The 17,200-nt window shown below is 61.7% G+C and carries 16 protein-coding genes; 12 read left to right on the forward strand and 4 right to left on the reverse strand.

Annotated elements, in window-relative coordinates:
• Positions 1–138: 138 nt before the first annotated feature.
• From arnC to ACP7A2_RS00830, 12 genes are all read left to right on the forward strand, one after another.
• Positions 139–1,173, forward strand: coding sequence for an undecaprenyl-phosphate 4-deoxy-4-formamido-L-arabinose transferase (gene arnC / locus ACP7A2_RS00775; protein ID WP_426132677.1), 1,035 nt, complete (start codon positions 139–141; stop codon positions 1,171–1,173).
• The gene (gene arnA, locus ACP7A2_RS00780) at positions 1,170–3,161 is read left to right on the forward strand and encodes a bifunctional UDP-4-amino-4-deoxy-L-arabinose formyltransferase/UDP-glucuronic acid oxidase ArnA (RefSeq protein ID WP_426132678.1); all 1,992 of its coding nucleotides are present in this window, start codon (positions 1,170–1,172) and stop codon (positions 3,159–3,161) included. Before arnC ends, arnA begins: the two co-directional genes overlap by 4 nt.
• Positions 3,161–4,045: a 4-deoxy-4-formamido-L-arabinose-phosphoundecaprenol deformylase gene (gene arnD, locus ACP7A2_RS00785; protein WP_426132679.1), complete on the forward strand. Its 885-nt coding sequence runs from the start codon at positions 3,161–3,163 to the stop codon at positions 4,043–4,045. The genes arnA and arnD overlap by 1 nt, the downstream gene beginning before the upstream one ends.
• Positions 4,042–5,697: a lipid IV(A) 4-amino-4-deoxy-L-arabinosyltransferase gene (gene arnT, locus ACP7A2_RS00790; protein ID WP_426132680.1), complete on the forward strand. Its 1,656-nt coding sequence runs from the start codon at positions 4,042–4,044 to the stop codon at positions 5,695–5,697. Before arnD ends, arnT begins: the two co-directional genes overlap by 4 nt.
• Positions 5,694–6,041 carry a 4-amino-4-deoxy-L-arabinose-phosphoundecaprenol flippase subunit ArnE gene (gene arnE, locus ACP7A2_RS00795; protein ID WP_426132681.1) on the forward strand — a complete coding sequence of 116 codons (348 nt, stop codon included), beginning with the start codon at positions 5,694–5,696 and terminating at the stop codon, positions 6,039–6,041. The genes arnT and arnE overlap by 4 nt, the downstream gene beginning before the upstream one ends.
• Complete coding sequence (gene arnF / locus ACP7A2_RS00800; RefSeq protein ID WP_348055172.1) at positions 6,038–6,451, forward strand: 4-amino-4-deoxy-L-arabinose-phosphoundecaprenol flippase subunit ArnF; 414 nt, start codon at positions 6,038–6,040, stop codon at positions 6,449–6,451. The genes arnE and arnF overlap by 4 nt, the downstream gene beginning before the upstream one ends.
• Entirely contained in the window at positions 6,448–7,827 is a 1,380-nt protein-coding gene (locus tag ACP7A2_RS00805) for a UDP-glucose dehydrogenase family protein (RefSeq protein WP_426132682.1), read from the forward strand. The genes arnF and ACP7A2_RS00805 overlap by 4 nt, the downstream gene beginning before the upstream one ends.
• Positions 7,828–7,830: 3 nt before the next feature.
• On the forward strand, positions 7,831–9,453 hold the full coding sequence (locus tag ACP7A2_RS00810; RefSeq protein ID WP_426132683.1) for an ArnT family glycosyltransferase: 1,623 nt from the start codon (positions 7,831–7,833) through the stop codon (positions 9,451–9,453).
• 209 nt (positions 9,454–9,662) lie between these two features.
• Entirely contained in the window at positions 9,663–9,878 is a 216-nt protein-coding gene (locus ACP7A2_RS00815; protein WP_426132684.1) for a hypothetical protein, read from the forward strand.
• A gap of 164 nt (positions 9,879–10,042) precedes the next feature.
• On the forward strand, positions 10,043–10,753 hold the full coding sequence (locus ACP7A2_RS00820) for an HPP family protein (protein ID WP_426132685.1): 711 nt from the start codon (positions 10,043–10,045) through the stop codon (positions 10,751–10,753).
• Positions 10,754–10,884: 131 nt separating this feature from the next.
• Positions 10,885–11,988 carry an enoyl-CoA hydratase/isomerase family protein gene (locus tag ACP7A2_RS00825; RefSeq protein ID WP_426132686.1) on the forward strand — a complete coding sequence of 368 codons (1,104 nt, stop codon included), beginning with the start codon at positions 10,885–10,887 and terminating at the stop codon, positions 11,986–11,988.
• Positions 11,989–11,991: 3 nt separating this feature from the next.
• Positions 11,992–13,143, forward strand: coding sequence for an acyl-CoA dehydrogenase family protein (locus tag ACP7A2_RS00830; RefSeq protein ID WP_426132687.1), 1,152 nt, complete (start codon positions 11,992–11,994; stop codon positions 13,141–13,143).
• 166 nt (positions 13,144–13,309) lie between these two features.
• On the opposite strand, the gene ACP7A2_RS00835 is transcribed toward ACP7A2_RS00830, so the two are convergent.
• From ACP7A2_RS00835 to ACP7A2_RS00850, 4 genes are read right to left on the reverse strand one after another with little or no spacing between them, the layout of a single operon-like run.
• The gene (locus tag ACP7A2_RS00835; RefSeq protein WP_426132688.1) at positions 13,310–14,083 is read right to left on the reverse strand and encodes an enoyl-CoA hydratase; all 774 of its coding nucleotides are present in this window, start codon (positions 14,081–14,083) and stop codon (positions 13,310–13,312) included.
• 11 nt (positions 14,084–14,094) lie between these two features.
• Complete coding sequence (locus ACP7A2_RS00840) at positions 14,095–15,222, reverse strand: acyl-CoA dehydrogenase (protein ID WP_426132689.1); 1,128 nt, start codon at positions 15,220–15,222, stop codon at positions 14,095–14,097.
• Positions 15,223–15,231: 9 nt separating this feature from the next.
• Positions 15,232–16,416 (reverse strand): acetyl-CoA C-acyltransferase, encoded by a 1,185-nt coding sequence (locus tag ACP7A2_RS00845; RefSeq protein ID WP_426132690.1) that lies wholly within the window; start codon positions 16,414–16,416, stop codon positions 15,232–15,234.
• A gap of 12 nt (positions 16,417–16,428) precedes the next feature.
• A complete protein-coding gene (locus tag ACP7A2_RS00850) occupies positions 16,429–17,196 on the reverse strand; it encodes an SDR family NAD(P)-dependent oxidoreductase (RefSeq protein ID WP_375064472.1) in 768 nt (255 codons plus the stop codon).
• Positions 17,197–17,200: the final 4 nt, after the last annotated feature.

The following is a 17,200-nucleotide window of genomic DNA, read 5'->3' on the forward strand; positions in this document are numbered from 1 at the left end:
AAGACCATAGCCTGGCTCAGGGACGTCAAATGAACACCGTAAACCCACGTTATATTTAATCAGTGTTACTGAGCTCTCAGCCGCTGATTACTGCTGTTTTCACGCTCCAACCTGCTCTAGCCCCGAGGTCATGAATCTTTGAAACCCTACCCTATTCATTGCGTGTCGATCGTCATCCCGGTCTACAACGAACAAGAGAGCCTGCCTGAATTGCTGCGCCGCACGACGGCAGCCTGCAAGCAACTGGCCTACGAATACGAAATCATCCTGGTGGATGACGGTAGTCGCGACACTTCGGCCCAATTGCTGGAAGACGCCGCCGCTGAAGAAGGCAGCCACGTGGTGGCGGTGATCCTCAACCGCAACTACGGCCAGCATGCCGCGATCATGGCCGGCTTCGAGCAGTGCCGTGGCGAGGTGGTGATTACCCTCGACGCCGACCTGCAAAACCCGCCCGAAGAGATTCCGCGTCTGGTCGAACAAGCCGCCCTGGGCTACGACGTGGTTGCCACCGTACGCAACAACCGCCAGGACTCGGCTTTCCGCCGCTGGCCTTCGCGCCTGATCAACCTGGCCGTGCAACGCTCCACCGGCGTGGCCATGACCGACTACGGCTGCATGCTGCGCGCGTATCGCCGCACCATCGTCGACGCCATGCTCGCCTGCCGCGAACGCAGCACGTTTATCCCGATCCTGGCCAACGGCTTCGCCCGCCACACCACCGAGATTCTGGTGCATCACGCCGAGCGTGAACACGGCGAATCAAAATACAGCGCGATGCGCTTGATCAGCCTGATGTTCGACCTGCTCACCTGCATGACCACCACCCCCCTGCGCCTGCTCAGCATTGTGGGCTTCAGCCTGGCCGCCCTGGGCGTGCTGTTCGCCCTTGCGCTGATCATCCTGCGCCTGGCCTTCGGTGCCGAGTGGGCAGGCGATGGCATGTTCGTGCTGTTCGCGGTGTTGTTCGTGTTCACCGGTGGCCAATTCATTGGCATGGGCCTCTTGGGTGAATACCTGGGCCGCATGTACAGCGATGTGCGGGCTCGCCCACGCTTCTTTATTGAAAAAGTGCTGCGCAACACACCGGCAGCACCGGCTCCAGTCGTCGTCGTTGACGGCCTGGTGTCATCCCACACCTCTACTTCTCCTTCCGATCAGGTTTCGTCATGAATTCAAAAGCTGTTGTCTTCGCTTACCACGATATTGGCTGTGCAGGCATTGAAGCCCTGCTGACTGCCGGCTACGACATTGCTGCCGTGTTCACCCATGCCGACGACCCCAAGGAAAACAATTTCTACGGTTCCGTCGCCCAACTCTGCGCCCGCAACGGCATCCCTGTGCACGCACCGGAAGACGCCAACCACCCGCTGTGGATCGAGCGTATTGCCAAGCTGAACCCGGACTACATCTTCTCCTTCTACTACCGCAACCTGCTGAGCGAGCCGCTGCTGGCCACCGCCCGCAAAGGCGCGTTCAACCTGCACGGTTCGCTGCTGCCTAAATACCGTGGCCGCGCTCCAGCCAACTGGGTACTGGTCAATGGTGAAACCGAAACCGGCGTGACCCTGCACCGCATGGTCAAACGTGCCGATGCCGGCGCTATCCTCGCCCAGCAAAAAGTCATCATCGAGCGTACCGACACCGGCCTTACCCTGCACGCCAAACTGCGTGACGCCGCCGCCAACCTGCTGCGCGACGCCCTGCCGCAACTGGCCGCTGGCAAGCTGAGTGAAACGGCCCAGAACGAAAGCGAAGCCACCTATTTCGGCCGCCGTACTGCCGCCGATGGCAAGCTGGACTGGAAAAAGCCGGCTGAAGAACTGTTCAACCTGGTCCGTGCCGTCACCCAACCGTACCCGGGTGCCTTCTGCGCGGTGGGCGAGCACAAACTGATCGTTTGGCAAGCCGACGTGGTCAAGGGCAACGAAGGCATGGCGCCAGGTCGCGTGATCAGCGTTAACCCGCTGCGCATCGCTTGCGGCGAAGACTCCCTGGTGGTCAAGTTCGGCCAGCGCAACGAGAACGGCCTGTTCCTGGCCGGCCCTGCCCTGGCTGACGAACTCGGCCTGGTCGACGGTTCCGTGCTGCGCGGCGCCGAGTCCGGCCGCAAGCCGCGCCGCACCCGCGTGCTGATCCTGGGCGTGAACGGCTTTATCGGTAACCACCTGTCCGAGCGCCTGCTGCGTGACGACCGTTATGAAATCTACGGCCTGGACATCGGCTCCGACGCCATCGAGCGCCTGCGCAGCCACCCGAACTTCCATTACGTGGAAGGCGACATCAGCATTCACTCCGAGTGGATCGAGTACCACATCAAGAAGTGCGACGTGGTCCTGCCGCTGGTGGCCATCGCCACGCCAATCGAATACACCCGCAACCCGCTGCGCGTGTTCGAACTCGACTTCGAAGAGAACCTGAAACTGGTTCGCTACTGCGTCAAGTACAACAAGCGCGTGATCTTCCCGTCGACCTCCGAAGTCTATGGCATGTGCCAGGACCAGTACTTCGACGAAGACACCTCCAACCTGGTGGTTGGCCCGGTCAACAAGCAGCGCTGGATCTACTCGGTGTCCAAACAACTGCTCGACCGCGTGATCTGGGCCTACGGCGACAAAGGCTTGAAATTCACCCTGTTCCGTCCGTTCAACTGGATGGGCCCGCGCCTCGACCGTCTGGATTCGGCACGTATCGGCAGCTCCCGCGCCATCACCCAGCTGATCCTGAACCTGGTGGAAGGTACGCCGATCCGCCTGTTCGACGGTGGCGAGCAAAAGCGCTGCTTCACCGACATCGCTGACGGCATCGAAGCGCTGGCCCGCATCATTGATAACGACAACGATGTCTGCAACGGCCAGATCATCAACATCGGCAACCCGGAAAACGAAGCCAGCATCCGTCAGTTGGGCGAAGAGCTGCTGCGTCAGTTCGAAGCTCACCCGCTGCGCAGCAACTTCCCTCCGTTCGCCGGTTTCCGCGACGTGGAAAGCAAGGCGTTCTACGGCACCGGTTACCAGGACGTGGCACACCGCAAGCCAAGCATCGAAAACGCCAAGCGCCTGCTGAACTGGGAGCCGACCGTTGAGATGAGCGAAACCATCGGTAACACCCTGGACTTCTTCCTCAAGGAAGCCATGCTCGAAATCGCGGACAAGCGCTGATGCAGGCAGGTCTTCGCATTGACGTCGACACCTACCGTGGCACCCGTGAAGGCGTGCCGCGGTTGCTCGAGTCCCTGGATGAAGCGGGGGTAAAAGCGACGTTCTTCTTCAGCGTTGGGCCGGACAACATGGGGCGCCACTTGTGGCGCCTCATCCGCCCGCAATTTCTGTGGAAGATGCTGCGCTCCAATGCCGTTGGCCTTTATGGCCTGGATATTTTGCTGGCCGGCACTGCCTGGCCGGGCAAACCCATCGGCCGCGACCTGGGGCACTTGATGCGCCAGGCCAAGGCTGCCGGCCATGAAGTGGGCCTGCATGCCTGGGATCACCATGGCTGGCAGGCCAACACCGGGCGCTGGAGCGACGCACAGCTGATCGAGCAGATTCGACGTGGCGTAGACACCTTGAGCGACATCCTCGGTGAGCGTATCGACTGTTCAGCGGCCGCCGGTTGGCGCGCCGATGAACGCGTGGTGCAAGCCAAGCAAGGTTTCAACTTTCGCTACAACAGCGATTGCCGGGGCACCAGCCTGTTCAGGCCGACACTGGCCGATGGCAGCGCGGGCACCCCACAAATTCCGGTGGACCTGCCGACCTTCGACGAAGTCGTCGGGCCGGTGGTGGCTGCCAAAGACTTCAACAGCTTTATTCTTGACCGGTTCAGCGAGTCAAAGCTGAACGTCTACACGATTCACGCAGAAGTGGAAGGGATTCTGATGGCTGAAGATTTTCGCCAGTTGCTTGCCCAGGCCGGGCAGCGCGGCATCGACTTTAAACCCCTGGGCGAGCTGTTGCCCGCGGACGTGACCACCCTGCCCCAGCAACACCTGGTACGTGGCGCGCTGAGCGGCCGCGAGGGTTGGCTCGGAGTGCAGCAGGCATGATTCAGCGTCTGGCATTGCCCCTGCTCCTGCTGGCGTTTGGCGTGTTCTACCTGTTACCGCTGGCCAGTCACGGCTTGTGGATTCCCGATGAGACCCGTTACGCGCAGATCAGCCAGGAAATGCTGCTGACCGGCAAATGGGCCTCGCCGCACTTCATGGGTATTCGCTACTTCGAAAAACCGGCTGCCGGCTACTGGATGATTGCGCTGGGCCAGGCCATCTTCGGCCAGAACCTGTTCGGCGTGCGCTTTGCCTCGGCGCTGAGCACCGGGCTGAGCATTGTGCTGGTGTATCTGGTGTCGCGGCGGCTGTGGAACGACCCGCAAAAAAGCCTGATCAGCACCGTGCTGTACATGAGCTTTGTCAGCGTGGCGTTGCTCGGTGGCTACGCCAACCTCGACCCGCAGTTCACCTTTTGGGTCAACCTGACCGGCGTCGCGTTGTGGTTCTGCTTCGACAGCAACACGCGCGGCGCTCGCCTGTGGTCGTGGGCGCTGCTCGGGTTTGCCTGCGGCATGGGCTTTATGACCAAGGGCTTTCTTGCCTGGCTGCTGCCGGTGCTGATCGCCCTGCCCTACGCCCTCTGGCAGAAACGTTTTCGTGAGTTGCTCGGCTACGGCGTTGTGGCCGTGGTGGTGGCGATTGTCGTCAGCCTGCCGTGGGCGCTGGCTGTGCACCTGCAAGAGCCGGACTACTGGAACTTCTTCTTCTGGCACGAGCATATCCAGCGCTTTGCCGGCGATGACGCCCAGCACGCTGAACCGTTCTGGTTTTACCTGCCGCTGCTGGTCGCGTTCTCACTGCCCTGGATCGCGTTGCTGCCGTCCACGTTCAAGCAGGCCTGGGTAGAGAAACGCCTGCCGAAAACGGCTTTTATTCTGCTGTGGTTGTTGATGCCCCTGGCCTTTTTCAGCCTGGCCAAAGGCAAGCTGCCGTCCTACATCATGCCGTGCCTTCTTCCGCTGGCGTTGTTGATGGGCTCGACCCTGAGCGACAAGCTGACCCAGGGTCGCGATCGCGCCTTGCGCATCAACGGTTGGCTGAACCTGGCGTTCGGCGTGCTGGCGTTGCCGGCGATCAGCTGGTTCCAGTTGAAGCAGCCACTGTATGAGCACGGTCAGGAAACCCCCAGCCTCGTTCTGGTGTTTGTATTCCTGTTCGGCTGGATCATCGCCAACCTGCTGCAAGCCAGCCGCCCGTTACAGCTGTGGGCTGCGCCGGTTGTTGGCAGCTGGCTGCTGGTGGCGTTGGTGCCCGCCGCGCTGCCGCACTCGGTGGTTTACAACAAGATTCCGGATCAGTTCATCATCGATCACCAGCAGGAATTGCAGGCCACTCGCGCCTTGCTCAGTAATGACCTGGGCGCGGCGTCGGCGTTGTCATGGCGCCTGGGGCGCCCGGACATTGCCCTCTACAACACCGTCGGCGAAGTGAAATACGGCATCGCCTACCCGGACACCGCCCACCGCCGGATCGACGTCAACGAAGTCCAGCAATGGATGACCGACGCGCGCAAACAAGGCTCGGTCGGCGTGGTCATGCGGGTCAAGGGCGAAGGCGAAGTTGCCGAGTTGAACCTGCTGCCTCAGGACGGCAAGCGTTATGAACAAGGCAACCTGGTGATCCTGATTTTTCCACAGGTCGCGCAATGATCACGTTGTGCCTCCTGTTAGGTGCGTGCCTGCTCACCTGTATGGGCCAGGTCTCGCAGAAGTTTGCCGTAGAGAGCTGGCGCGATCAGCCGGACGGCCTGGCGCCAAAGCTGCGTTCCCCGTGGCTGTGGTCGGCGCTGATGTGCCTGGGCCTGGGTTTGCTGGTGTGGCTGCTGGTGCTGCAGCGTCTGGAAGTGGGCATTGCCTACCCCATGCTCAGCCTGAATTTTGTACTGGTCACGCTGGTGGCGCGCTTTGTGTTTCATGAACACATCGACGGCCGTCACTGGCTCGGCGTGGCGTTGGTGATCGGCGGTGTGGTCTTGCTGGGGCGGCACGTATGAGCCGCGCGCAAGGGTTTGCCCTGGCGCTGGGCAGTGTCGGCCTGGTCAGCGCCGCCCAGTTGGGCATGCGCTGGAGCATGACGCGCCTGCCGTTGCCCACCGAATGGCTCAACGCGTTCAACAGCAATGCCATCGACCTGGCCGCCCTGGGCGTGGTGGTGCTGGCGATCATCGCCTACGCGCTATCGATGCTCTGCTGGCTCGGCGCACTCAAACAGTTGCCGCTGGGCCGCGCTTACTCGCTGCTCAGCATCAGCTACGCGTTGGTCTACCTGCTGGCTGCGAGCCTGCCGGTGTTCAACGAACATTTTTCGCTTTCAAAAACCCTGGGGGTGGCACTGGTCATCCTCGGAGTACTGGTTATTAACTCTCGTCGTGCTAGCACCACAAGTCCCAGGAATGCCCCATGAAAATCAGTGTATTTGGTAGTGGTTACGTCGGTCTGGTGCAGGCCACTGTATTGGCCGAAGTCGGTCACGATGTTATCTGCATGGACGTAGACAAGAACAAGGTCGAGTCGCTGCAGAAAGGCCATGTGACCATCTTCGAGCCGGGGCTGGCTGCGATGGTCAAGGAAAACCTGGAAAGTGGACGCCTGCACTTCACCTTTGACGAGAAACTCGCCGTTGAGCATGGCGAAGTTCTGTTTATTGCCGTCGGCACACCGTCGGACGAAGACGGTTCGGCTGACCTCAAATACGTGCTGTCAGTGGGCGATGCGGTGTCTCGTCACCGCGTGGCTCCGGTGATTCTGGTGGAAAAATCCACCGTTCCGGTCGGCACCGGCGACACCTTGCGCGCCCACATCGAAAAAAGCCTGCGAGTAGCGGGCCGCCACCTGGAATTCGATATCGTCTCCAACCCCGAATTCCTCAAGGAAGGCTCGGCCGTTGCCGACTGCCGCCGCCCGGACCGCATCATCATCGGCTGCGAGCGCGAAGAAGTGCGTGAAGTGATGCGCGACCTCTACGCGCCGTTCAACCGCAACCACGACCGCATCATCTTCATGGACCTGCGCAGCGCCGAACTGACCAAGTACGCCGCCAACTGCATGCTGGCCACCAAGATCAGCTTTATCAACCAGATCGCCGAGCTGGCCGAGCACCTGGGCGCGGACATCGAAGCCGTGCGCCTGGGCATCGGCGCCGACTCGCGCATCGGTTACCACTTTATCTATCCGGGCTGCGGCTACGGTGGCTCGTGCTTCCCCAAAGACATGCGAGCCCTGATCCACAGCGCCAAGGAAGCAAACTGCAACAGCGACCTGCTGCAAGCGGTGGAAGCCATCAACCAGCGCCAGAAGAGCAAGCTGTTCGAGCGCATCAATGCGTATTTCAAAGGCGACATCAAAGGCAAGACGTTTGCCTTGTGGGGCCTGGCGTTCAAACCCAACACCGACGACATGCGCGACGCGCCAAGCCGCGTGCTGATGGAAGCGCTGTGGGCCGCAGGCGCCAATGTGCGCGCGTTCGACCCTGAAGCCATGCAGGAAACCCAGCGTATCTACGGCGACGAATCTCGCCTGACGCTGCTCGGCACGCCGGAATCTGCGTTGAGCGGCGCTGATGCGCTGATCGTCTGCACCGAATGGCAACAGTTCAAGGCGCCGGATTTCGACCTGATCCATAATCGCCTGAAAAACCCGGTGATCTTTGACGGTCGTAACCTGTACGACGGCGAGCGTCTGGCACGCAAAGGCTTCAAGTACTTCCCAATGGGGCGTGGCGACTCCTGTGAGCTGCCGATTCCTCAGAAAAACTGGGTGCAGCAGGTCAAGGAAGCCTGATAGGTGAACAAAGCGCATCCGCCCGTGCTGAATGCAACGATCCGTCACCAGTCGCTGGGGCTTGGGCTCCTGGCGCTGGTGTTGTTTATCGTCGGTAACTGGCATCAGCAAATCATCGGCTTTGACTCGCGCTTCGTGGTGTTTGCCCAGGAGATGCTGCGCCATGGCCCAAGCTTTTTCCCGACCACCTATGGGCAACCGTATGCCGACTACCTGGCGACTTCGACGCTGCTGACCTGGCTGTTTTCGCTGCCTCTGGGGCAGGTCACCAGCTTCACGGCATGGTTGCCGACGGCCATCGCCTCGGGGTTTATCGTCACGCTGATGTATCGCCTTACGGCGCCCTACTCCACGCGTTGGGGCCTGTTGAGCATCGCGATGCTGTTGCTCAGCAGCACCTTCATCAGCGAAACCCGTGCGGTGTCCCTGGACCAGATGCTCGCGGCGGTGGCGTTGGCGGTGTTTTACCTGGGTTACGCCCATGATCACTTTGGCGCCGCGAAACGCCTGCACTGGCTGTTCCTGCTGCTGATCCTCGGCTTTGCGATCCGTGGGCCGATCGGCCTGGTGATTCCAACCGGTGTGCTGTGCAGTTACTACGCGCTCAACCGGCAGTGGCGACAACTGTTCACCTTCGGCGTGCTGGCACTGGCGCTGCTGGCGGCGTGTGTCGGGCTGTTGCTGCTGCTGGCCAAGCTCAGTGGTGGCGAGGAGTTCATGCAGGACGTGATCCGCATGCAATTCCTGGGGCGCATGGACGGTACCGAAGGCTCCAGCGGCGTGCTGTATTACTTCACCAGTTCGCTGGGCAATTACGCCCTGGGCTACCCGCTGGCGCTGTTGGTACTGCTCGCCATCGCCGCTGGCGGCCGCCGCACGCCGGGCCCGGCCTTGCAGCTGGTGGTGTACTGCGCGGCCGCCGGTTTGCTGGTAATGCTGGGCCTGTCGGTTCCGCAGGCAAAAAAGGCACGCTACATACTGCCAATGTTGCCGATGGCAGCGATCATCGCGGCCTACCCGTTTCAGGTCACTCAAGGGCGACTGTTTGCCCTGTTGCGCGGCTTGATGCTGGGGATCTGGACGGTGTTGCCGGCGCTGTTGGCCATCGGGCTGGTGGTCGCACGGCGGCGCTACCCGGAACAGCTGAGCAGCCTGGGGTTGATCTTCACGGTGCTGGCAGTGCTTCAAGTCCTGGCGCTGGCGGCCCTGCTCAAATCCAGGCTGCGCCCGTTGGCACCGGCGTTCGCTGCAGTGTTGGCGCTGTGGTCGACCTACATCATCGTGGTCGAACCACTGGAGCGCTCGCTGTACGACACGCGCACCTTCACCCTGGCCGTCAAAGCGCAAACACTGCAGCAACCGGCACCCGTGGTGCTGCATGGCTTGGGTAAGGATGCCAAGGCCATCAAGTTCATGGTCAACTTCGATTGCGACAAGGTGCCACTGTTTACGCAGTCCGCCGCCGACCTGGCCCTCTTGCAAGCGCCTGCCTGGCTGGTGATGAGCGCGGACGACTACAACGCGCTGCAAGACCCGCGCTGGCACGCGATCACCCCGACCGTCACTGGGGAGTTCGACAAGAACCCTTATGTGTTGCTGCATTTGGTAAAAGCCCCGTCGCCCTGATGGCACTTACAGCGCGGTTGTAAGAAACGACGCCCACTCTGAAAGGAGTGGGCGTTTTTCGTTATAACTGTCAAGAAAGCACCTACATAGCTATGCGTAATGGCGGGTGCGCTGCGTCTTCCTGTGCCCGGAACCCAAATGTAGACTCGTTCGTCACGCGCACTAACTATGTACCACCGCGTCGACTCCGCTCTATTAAGGACAATGCCGTGCGAGAAGATTTACTACTGATACAGGCACCGACGCTGTATCGACTGATGGCCCTGCGCAATGCGCTGGTGGCATTGAAAGGCCCGCTGGCGGATGACCCCGCACTGCATGAAGGCCTGCATAGACGCCTGTTCGACGAGGACATCGACAGCCTTCAGTCAGAGGAAAGAATCGATGCTTTGCGGGTTCACGTTGAACAGGCGCCATTCGGTTAATTTCATTATTTTTGCATTCAACCTTCATTAATATGCATTTGCGCGACGCCAATGGGGTCGGCACACTGCACGGGTTCCTTCCCGACTGTTGGAACGTTCAAAGGGCTGTCCCGGGCGACCAGGCAGGCCTTTTTTTTGCCCGCTGTTTCAGGACCTTTTCCATCATGCTCGCTCGCCTTTTACCCGCCGCCATCAATACCCGCCCTGCCGAATGGAGCCGCGCCGCCATCGGCATGGCCGTTGGCACGCTGTTCAGCGTGTGGCTGTGTGCCCAAGTGTTTGGCATGGACGTGGCGCTGCATCTGCTCGGACCGCTAGGCGCTTCGGCGGTGTTGTTGTTTGCCGTGTCCTCCGGCGCGCTCGCGCAGCCATGGTCGATCATTGGCAGCTATTTGTGCGCGGGCGTGGTTGCACTGTTGGTTGCGAGGGTGCTTGGCCGGACCTTGGGCAGCGCGTGCCTGGCGGCCGGTATGACGGTGGTGCTGATGTGCTGGCTGCGTTGCCTGCACCCACCGGCCGGTGGCCTTGCCATGACTCTGGTGGTAGCGGACCCGGCGTCCATCGCCCTGGGCTGGCACGAAATGGGTGCGGTGATGCTCGGCGCAGGGGCGCTGGTAGGGTGCGCGCTGGCCTATAACAATGCCACGCGCACGCGTTACCCCAAAGGCGCGGCCGAGTCACCGGCAGTGGTGATGGGCAGTGCGCCGGTGGTTACCGATCCAACGATCACCGCAGCCGATCTGAAGTTGGCCCTGGCTGAGATGGAGCAGTTCTACGACGTGGAGCCGACGGCGTTGGAGCAGTTGATCCACGCGGCTGAAGGCCACGCGCGCCGGCGCAGTATCGGCGAGGTACTGGCCCGGCGCGCCGCCTGACGCGTCCTGCATAAATGCAAAAACGACCTGCATGATTCCGGGTTGTACGGGGCAAATTTGCACTGGTACGATCGCGAGAAGGTTCGTCCGCGAACATCTTGATAAAGAACAATAAAAGCAGGGAGTTAGAGATGACTGCTCAGGTTTCATCCGAAGCAAGCCGTGTCGATGTATTTCAAGGAGAGGTGCTGGCCGAGGTCCGCAACCACATCGGTCACCTCACCCTCAATCGCCCCGTCGGTTTGAATGCACTCACGCTGGACATGGTTCGCAGCCTGACCCGGCACTTGCAGGCCTGGGCGGATGACCCTCAGGTGCACGCCGTGGCCCTGCGTGGGGCCGGCGACAAAGCCTTCTGCGCCGGGGGCGACATTCGTTCGCTGTACGACAGTTTTAAAAACGGCGACACCTTGCACGAAGACTTCTTCGTCGAGGAATACGCACTGGATCTGGTCGTTCACCACTACCGCAAACCCATACTCGCGCTGATGGACGGTTTTGTCCTCGGTGGCGGCATGGGCCTGGTGCAAGGCGCAGACCTGCGTGTGGTGACCGAACGCAGCCGCCTAGCGATGCCGGAAGTGGCCATCGGGTATTTCCCGGACGTGGGCGGCAGCTACTTCCTGCCACGCATTCCCGGCGAGCTGGGCATTTACCTCGGCGTGACCGGCGTGCAGATTCGCGCCGCCGACGCGTTGTACTGCGGCTTGGCGAACTGGTACATCGACAGCGCCAGGCTCGGCGAACTCGACCAGAAGCTCGACCGGCTGCACTGGAGTGAGTCGCCCCTGAAAGATTTGCAAGGTGTACTCGCCAAACTCGCGGTGCAGCAGCTGCCTGACGCGCCGTTGATTGCCCTGCGCTCTGCCATCGACCATTTCTTCGGCTTGCCGGACGTGCCGAGCATTATCGAGCAATTGCAGGAAGTCACCGTCGCCGACAGCCACGAATGGGCGCTGACCACCGTCAGCCTGATGCAAAGCCGCTCGCCGCTGGCCATGGCCGTGACATTGGAAATGCTCCGCCGTGGCCGGCGCCTGCCGCTGGAACAATGCTTTGCGCTCGAACTGCACCTGGACCGCCAATGGTTCGAGCGCGGCGACCTGATCGAAGGCGTGCGCGCGCTGATCATCGACAAGGACAAGGCTCCGCGCTGGAACCCGCCCACGGTTCAGGCGCTGGACCCAGCCCATGTCGAAAGCTTCTTCCATAACTTCAAGCAGAGTGGGAGATAAGCCATGCAAGACCTTGAATACACTGAAGAACAAGTAATGATCCGCGACATGGCTCGCGACTTTGCCCGTGGCGAAATTGCCCCCCACGCCCAAGCCTGGGAAAAGGCCGGCTGGATCGATGACGCGCTGGTCGCCAAGATGGGTGAACTGGGCCTGCTGGGCATGGTGGTGCCGGAGGAATGGGGCGGAACCTATGTCGATTACGTCGCCTACGCCCTGGCGGTTGAAGAAATTTCCGCCGGCGATGGCGCCACCGGCGCACTGATGAGTATCCATAATTCAGTGGGTTGCGGGCCGGTTCTCAACTACGGCACAGCTGCACAAAAGCAAACCTGGCTGGCTGACCTCGCCAGCGGCCAGGCCATCGGGTGTTTCTGCCTGACCGAGCCCCAGGCCGGTTCGGAAGCCCACAACTTGCGCACCCGCGCCGAACTGCGCGACGGCCAGTGGGTGATCAACGGCGCCAAGCAGTTCGTCAGCAACGGCAAGCGCGCCAGGTTGGCCATCGTGTTTGCGGTGACTGACCCGGACTTGGGCAAGAAAGGTATCTCCGCGTTTCTCGTACCCACCGATACGCCTGGTTTCGTGGTAGATCGCACCGAGCACAAAATGGGCATTCGCGCGTCGGACACCTGCGCGGTCACCCTGAACCAGTGCAGCATCCCCGAAGCCAACCTGCTGGGTGAGCGCGGCAAAGGCCTGGCCATCGCCCTGTCCAACCTGGAAGGCGGCCGCATTGGCATTGCGGCTCAGGCGCTGGGCATCGCCCGTGCAGCGTTCGAGGCCGCGTTGGCCTATGCCCGTGACCGCGTGCAGTTCAACAAGGCGATCATCGAACACCAGAGCGTGGCCAACCTGTTGGCCGACATGCAGACCCAACTGAACGCCGCACGCTTGCTTATCCTGCATGCCGCGCGCCTGCGCAGCGCAGGCAAACCGTGCCTGTCGGAGGCGTCACAAGCCAAGCTGTTTGCCTCGGAAATGGCTGAAAAGGTCTGCTCGTCTGCGATGCAGATTCACGGTGGGTATGGGTATCTGGAGGATTACCCGGTGGAGCGCTGCTACCGGGATGCACGGATCACGCAGATTTACGAAGGCACGAGCGAGATTCAGCGGATGGTGATTGCCAGGGAACTGAAGAACTACCAACTCTAACGGGTACGCCACAAAACCAATGTGGGAGCGGGCTTGTGTGGGAGCTGGCTTGCCTGCGATGCTGGCACCTCGGTTTATCTGCTTGACCGAGGTGATCCTATCGCAGGCAAGCCAGCTCCCACACAAGCCAACTCCCACATTTTGATCTTCAGCGTTAGAGGATTACTTACTTATCCTTGAATTCCGGCGCGCGCTTAGCCACGAATGCCGCCATGCCTTCCTTCTGATCCTGGGTCGCAAACGCTGCGTGGAAGACCCGGCGCTCAAAGCGCACGCCTTCGGACAGGCTTACTTCAAACGCGCGGTTCACGCTTTCCTTGACCATCATGCTGATCGGCACTGACTTGCCGGCAATCAGCGCGGCCACTTTCAGCGCTTCTTCCAACAGCTCATCGGCGGGCACGATTCGCGCCACAATCCCGCAACGCTCCGCTTCCACCGCGTCGATAAAACGCCCGGTCAGGCACATTTCCATGGCCTTGGCCTTGCCCACGGCGCGGGTCAGGCGCTGGGTGCCGCCCATGCCTGGCAGTACGCCGAGGTTGATTTCGGGCTGGCCGAATTTGGCGTTGTCACCGGCCAGGATGAAATCGCACATCAACGCCAGCTCACAGCCGCCGCCCAGGGCAAAACCGTTGACGGCGGCAATGATCGGCTTGCGACGGTTGGCCACGCGGTCGCTGTCGCTGAACAGGTCGTCGAGGTAGATCTGCGGGTAGGTCAGCTCGGCCATTTCCTTGATGTCGGCGCCGGCGGCGAAGGCTTTTTTCGAGCCGGTCAGCACGATGCAGCCAATTTCAGGGTTGGCTTCCAGGCCGTCCAGCGCCTGGTTCAACTCGCTGACCAATTGCGCATTCAAGGCGTTCAAGGCTTGCGGGCGATTAAGGGTAATCAACCCGACGCGGCCCTGCACCTCGAGCAAAATAGTCTCGTAACTCATGTTTCGGCTCCTTAAAGATTGCGTGAGATGACCATGCGCTGGATATCGCTGGTGCCTTCGTAAATCTGGCAGACCCGCACATCGCGGTAGATCCGCTCCAGCGGGAAGTCGCTCAGGTAACCGTAACCGCCCAGGGTTTGCAAGGCGGCCGAACAGACTTTCTCGGCCATTTCCGAGGCAAACAGCTTGGCCATGGACGCTTCCACCAGCGCCGGTTTGCCGCTGTCGCGCAGGGCGGCGGCGTAATGCACCATCTGCCGGGCCACGGCGATTTGCGTGGCCATGTCGGCCAGGCGGAAAGCCACGGCCTGATGCTCGATGATTGCCTTGCCGAAGCTTTCGCGTTCGCGGGCATAGTCGCGGGCGGCTTCAAAAGCGGCGCGGGCCATGCCCACCGCTTGCGCAGCAATGCCGACGCGTCCGCCTTCCAGGTTGGCCAGGGCGATCCTGTAGCCCTCACCCTCCTCCCCCAGACGATTGGCAACCGGCAGTTTCACATCCTCGAACAGGATCTGGCAGGTGTCCGACGCGTGCTGACCCAGTTTGTCTTCGACCCGCGCCACGCTGTAGCCGGGCGAGTCGGTGGGCACGATAAACGCGCTGATCCCGCGTTTGCCGGCGGCCGGGTCGGTGACCGCAAACACAATCACGATCCCGGCGTTTTGCCCGGACGTGATGAACTGTTTGCAGCCATTGAGCACGTAATGGTCGCCTTCCAGACGCGCGCGGGTCTTCAGGCCGCTGGCATCCGACCCGGCTTGCGGCTCGGTCAGCGCGAAGGCACCGAGCATGGCGCCGCTGGCCAGGGGCGTGAGGAACTGTTGTTTCTGCGCATCGTTGCCGAAGCTGAGGATCGGTACGCAGCCGACCGAGTTGTGCACGCTCATGATGGTCGAGCAGGCGCCATCGCCGGCCGCGATCTCTTCAAGCGCCATGGCGTAGGCCAGGTAACCCGTGTCGCAACCGCCCCACTGTTCCGGCACCAGCATGCCGAAAAAGCCCAGTTCGGCCATTTCGCCTATCGCTTCCCTGGGAAAGCGATGCTCACGGTCCCATTCGGCGGCGAAGGGTCTCAGGCGCTCCTGGGCAAATTGCCGGGCCGCCTCGCTGATTTGCAGTTGTTCGTCATTTGGCAGCATGGAAACTCCTCAGTACAGGCATTCAACGGCCATGGCCGTGGCTTCACCGCCGCCGATGCAGATGGCCGCGACCCCACGCTTGAGGCCCCTCTGGCGCAGGGCCGAGAGCAAGGTCACCAGGATGCGGGCGCCGGAGGCCCCGATCGGATGCCCCAGCGCGCAGGCGCCACCGTGCACGTTGACCTTCTCGTGGGCGATTTCCAGCTTGCTCATGGTGACCAGGCTGACCACGGCGAAGGCTTCGTTGATCTCGAACAGGTCAACTTCGCCCAGGTTCCAGCCGGTTTTGCTCATCAGCTTGCGAATCGCACCCACCGGCGCCACCGGAAACAGCCCCGGCTCATCCGCAAACGCTGCGTGGCCATGGATCACCGCCAGCGGTTTCAAACCGCGCTTTTGTGCTTCGGACTGACGCATCAGCAGCAGCGCCGCCGCACCGTCGGAAATCGAACTGGAGTTGGCCGCCGTCACCGTGCCGCCTTCGCGGAACGCCGGTTTCAGGCTGGTGATCTTGTCGAGTTTGGCCTTGGGCGGTTGTTCGTCATGCAGGATGGTTTTCTGCTCCTTGCCAGCGGTGACCTGCACCGGCACGATTTCCGCAGCGAAGTTGCCATGGGTGATTGCGTCCTGCGCACGGGCCAGCGAAGCAATGGCGAACGCATCCTGAGCTTCACGGCTGAAACCGTTGTATTGGGCGCAGTCTTCGGCAAAGGTGCCCATCAGGCGGCCCTTGTCATAGGCGTCTTCGAGGCCATCGAGGAACATATGGTCCAACACCTTGCCGTGGCCCATGCGGTAACCGCTGCGCGCACGGTCGAGCAGGTACGGCGCGTTGGACATGCTTTCCATGCCACCGGCGATGACCACATCGACACTGCCGGCCAGCAGCGAATCATGGGCCAGGATGGCGGCTTCCATGCCCGAGCCGCACATTTTGTTGAGGGTGGTGCAGCGGGTGCCTTTGTCCAGCCCGGCGCCCAACGCCGCCTGACGCGCAGGCGCCTGGCCCAAACCGGCGGGCAGCACGCAGCCAAACAACACTTCATCCACGGCATCGGTGGCGATACCGGCCCGCTCGACGGCGGCGCGAATCGCAGCCGCGCCCAATTGCGGCGCGGTCAGCCCTTTGAGGTCGCCCTGAAAACCGCCCATGGGCGTGCGTACGGCGCTGACGATAACGATGGGATCGTTCATGGGAAATGCTCCTTACTTGGCCGCCATGCGCAAGGCGCCGTCGAGACGGATCACCTCGCCATTGAGCATGCTGTTTTCGATGATGTGGCGCACCAGGGCGGCGTATTCGGCAGGTTTGCCCAGGCGCGGCGGGAATGGCACGCCGGCGGCCAGGGAGTCGCGCACCTCCGGGGTCATGCCGGCCATCATCGGCGTCTCGAAAATGCCGGGAGCGATGGTCATGACCCGAATGCCGAAGCGCGCCAGTTCGCGGGCGGCGGGCAAGGTCAGGCTGGCAATCGCGCCTTTGGAGGCGGCATACGCTGCCTGGCCGATTTGCCCGTCGAAAGCCGCCACCGAGGCGGTGTTGATGATCACGCCGCGCTCGCCGTCGGCATTCGCCTCAGTGTCGGCAATGGCCGCAGCGGCCAGGCGCAGCAGGTTGAAGCTGCCGATCAGGTTGACGTTGATCACCTGGGCAAAGCTGGCCAAGCCATGGGGGCCATTCTTGCCGAGGATTTTCTCGCCACGCACCACGCCGGCGCAGTTGACCAGCCCGTGCAAACCGCCAAAGGCGGCGACGGTGGCCTGCACCGCGGCTTCAGCGGCGGCCTCCTGGCTGATATCTGCCACGGCGCTGCGCGCATTGTCGCCGAGCTGTTGTGCTTTGGCCGCGACGGCGTCGGCGTTCAGGTCCACCAGCATGACCTTGGCACCGGCAGCCACGAGCATTTCAGCGGTGGCCGCGCCGAGGCCCGAAGCGCCGCCGCTGACCAGGAATACCTTGTTTTCAATCTGCATCATT

Source organism: Pseudomonas sp. PWP3-1b2 (assembly GCF_049896045.1).
In the GTDB taxonomy this organism is placed as follows: Bacteria; Pseudomonadota; Gammaproteobacteria; order Pseudomonadales; family Pseudomonadaceae; genus Aquipseudomonas; species Aquipseudomonas antarctica_B.

Excerpts from the sequence above, each read along its gene's own strand:
- ACP7A2_RS00840 (WP_426132689.1), bottom strand. The coding sequence starts at position 15,222 with ATGCTGCCAAATGACGAACAACTGCAAATCAGCGAGGCGGCCCGGCAA.
- arnA (WP_426132678.1), top strand. The coding sequence starts at position 1,170 with ATGAATTCAAAAGCTGTTGTCTTCGCTTACCACGATATTGGCTGTGCA.
- arnF (WP_348055172.1), top strand. The coding sequence starts at position 6,038 with ATGAGCCGCGCGCAAGGGTTTGCCCTGGCGCTGGGCAGTGTCGGCCTG.
- ACP7A2_RS00835 (WP_426132688.1), bottom strand. The coding sequence starts at position 14,083 with ATGAGTTACGAGACTATTTTGCTCGAGGTGCAGGGCCGCGTCGGGTTG.
- ACP7A2_RS00845 (WP_426132690.1), bottom strand. The coding sequence starts at position 16,416 with ATGAACGATCCCATCGTTATCGTCAGCGCCGTACGCACGCCCATGGGC.
- arnE (WP_426132681.1), top strand. The coding sequence starts at position 5,694 with ATGATCACGTTGTGCCTCCTGTTAGGTGCGTGCCTGCTCACCTGTATG.
- ACP7A2_RS00850 (WP_375064472.1), bottom strand. The coding sequence starts at position 17,196 with ATGCAGATTGAAAACAAGGTATTCCTGGTCAGCGGCGGCGCTTCGGGC.
- arnT (WP_426132680.1), top strand. The coding sequence starts at position 4,042 with ATGATTCAGCGTCTGGCATTGCCCCTGCTCCTGCTGGCGTTTGGCGTG.
- ACP7A2_RS00805 (WP_426132682.1), top strand. The coding sequence starts at position 6,448 with ATGAAAATCAGTGTATTTGGTAGTGGTTACGTCGGTCTGGTGCAGGCC.
- ACP7A2_RS00825 (WP_426132686.1), top strand. The coding sequence starts at position 10,885 with ATGACTGCTCAGGTTTCATCCGAAGCAAGCCGTGTCGATGTATTTCAA.
- ACP7A2_RS00830 (WP_426132687.1), top strand. The coding sequence starts at position 11,992 with ATGCAAGACCTTGAATACACTGAAGAACAAGTAATGATCCGCGACATG.
- arnD (WP_426132679.1), top strand. The coding sequence starts at position 3,161 with ATGCAGGCAGGTCTTCGCATTGACGTCGACACCTACCGTGGCACCCGT.
- ACP7A2_RS00820 (WP_426132685.1), top strand. The coding sequence starts at position 10,043 with ATGCTCGCTCGCCTTTTACCCGCCGCCATCAATACCCGCCCTGCCGAA.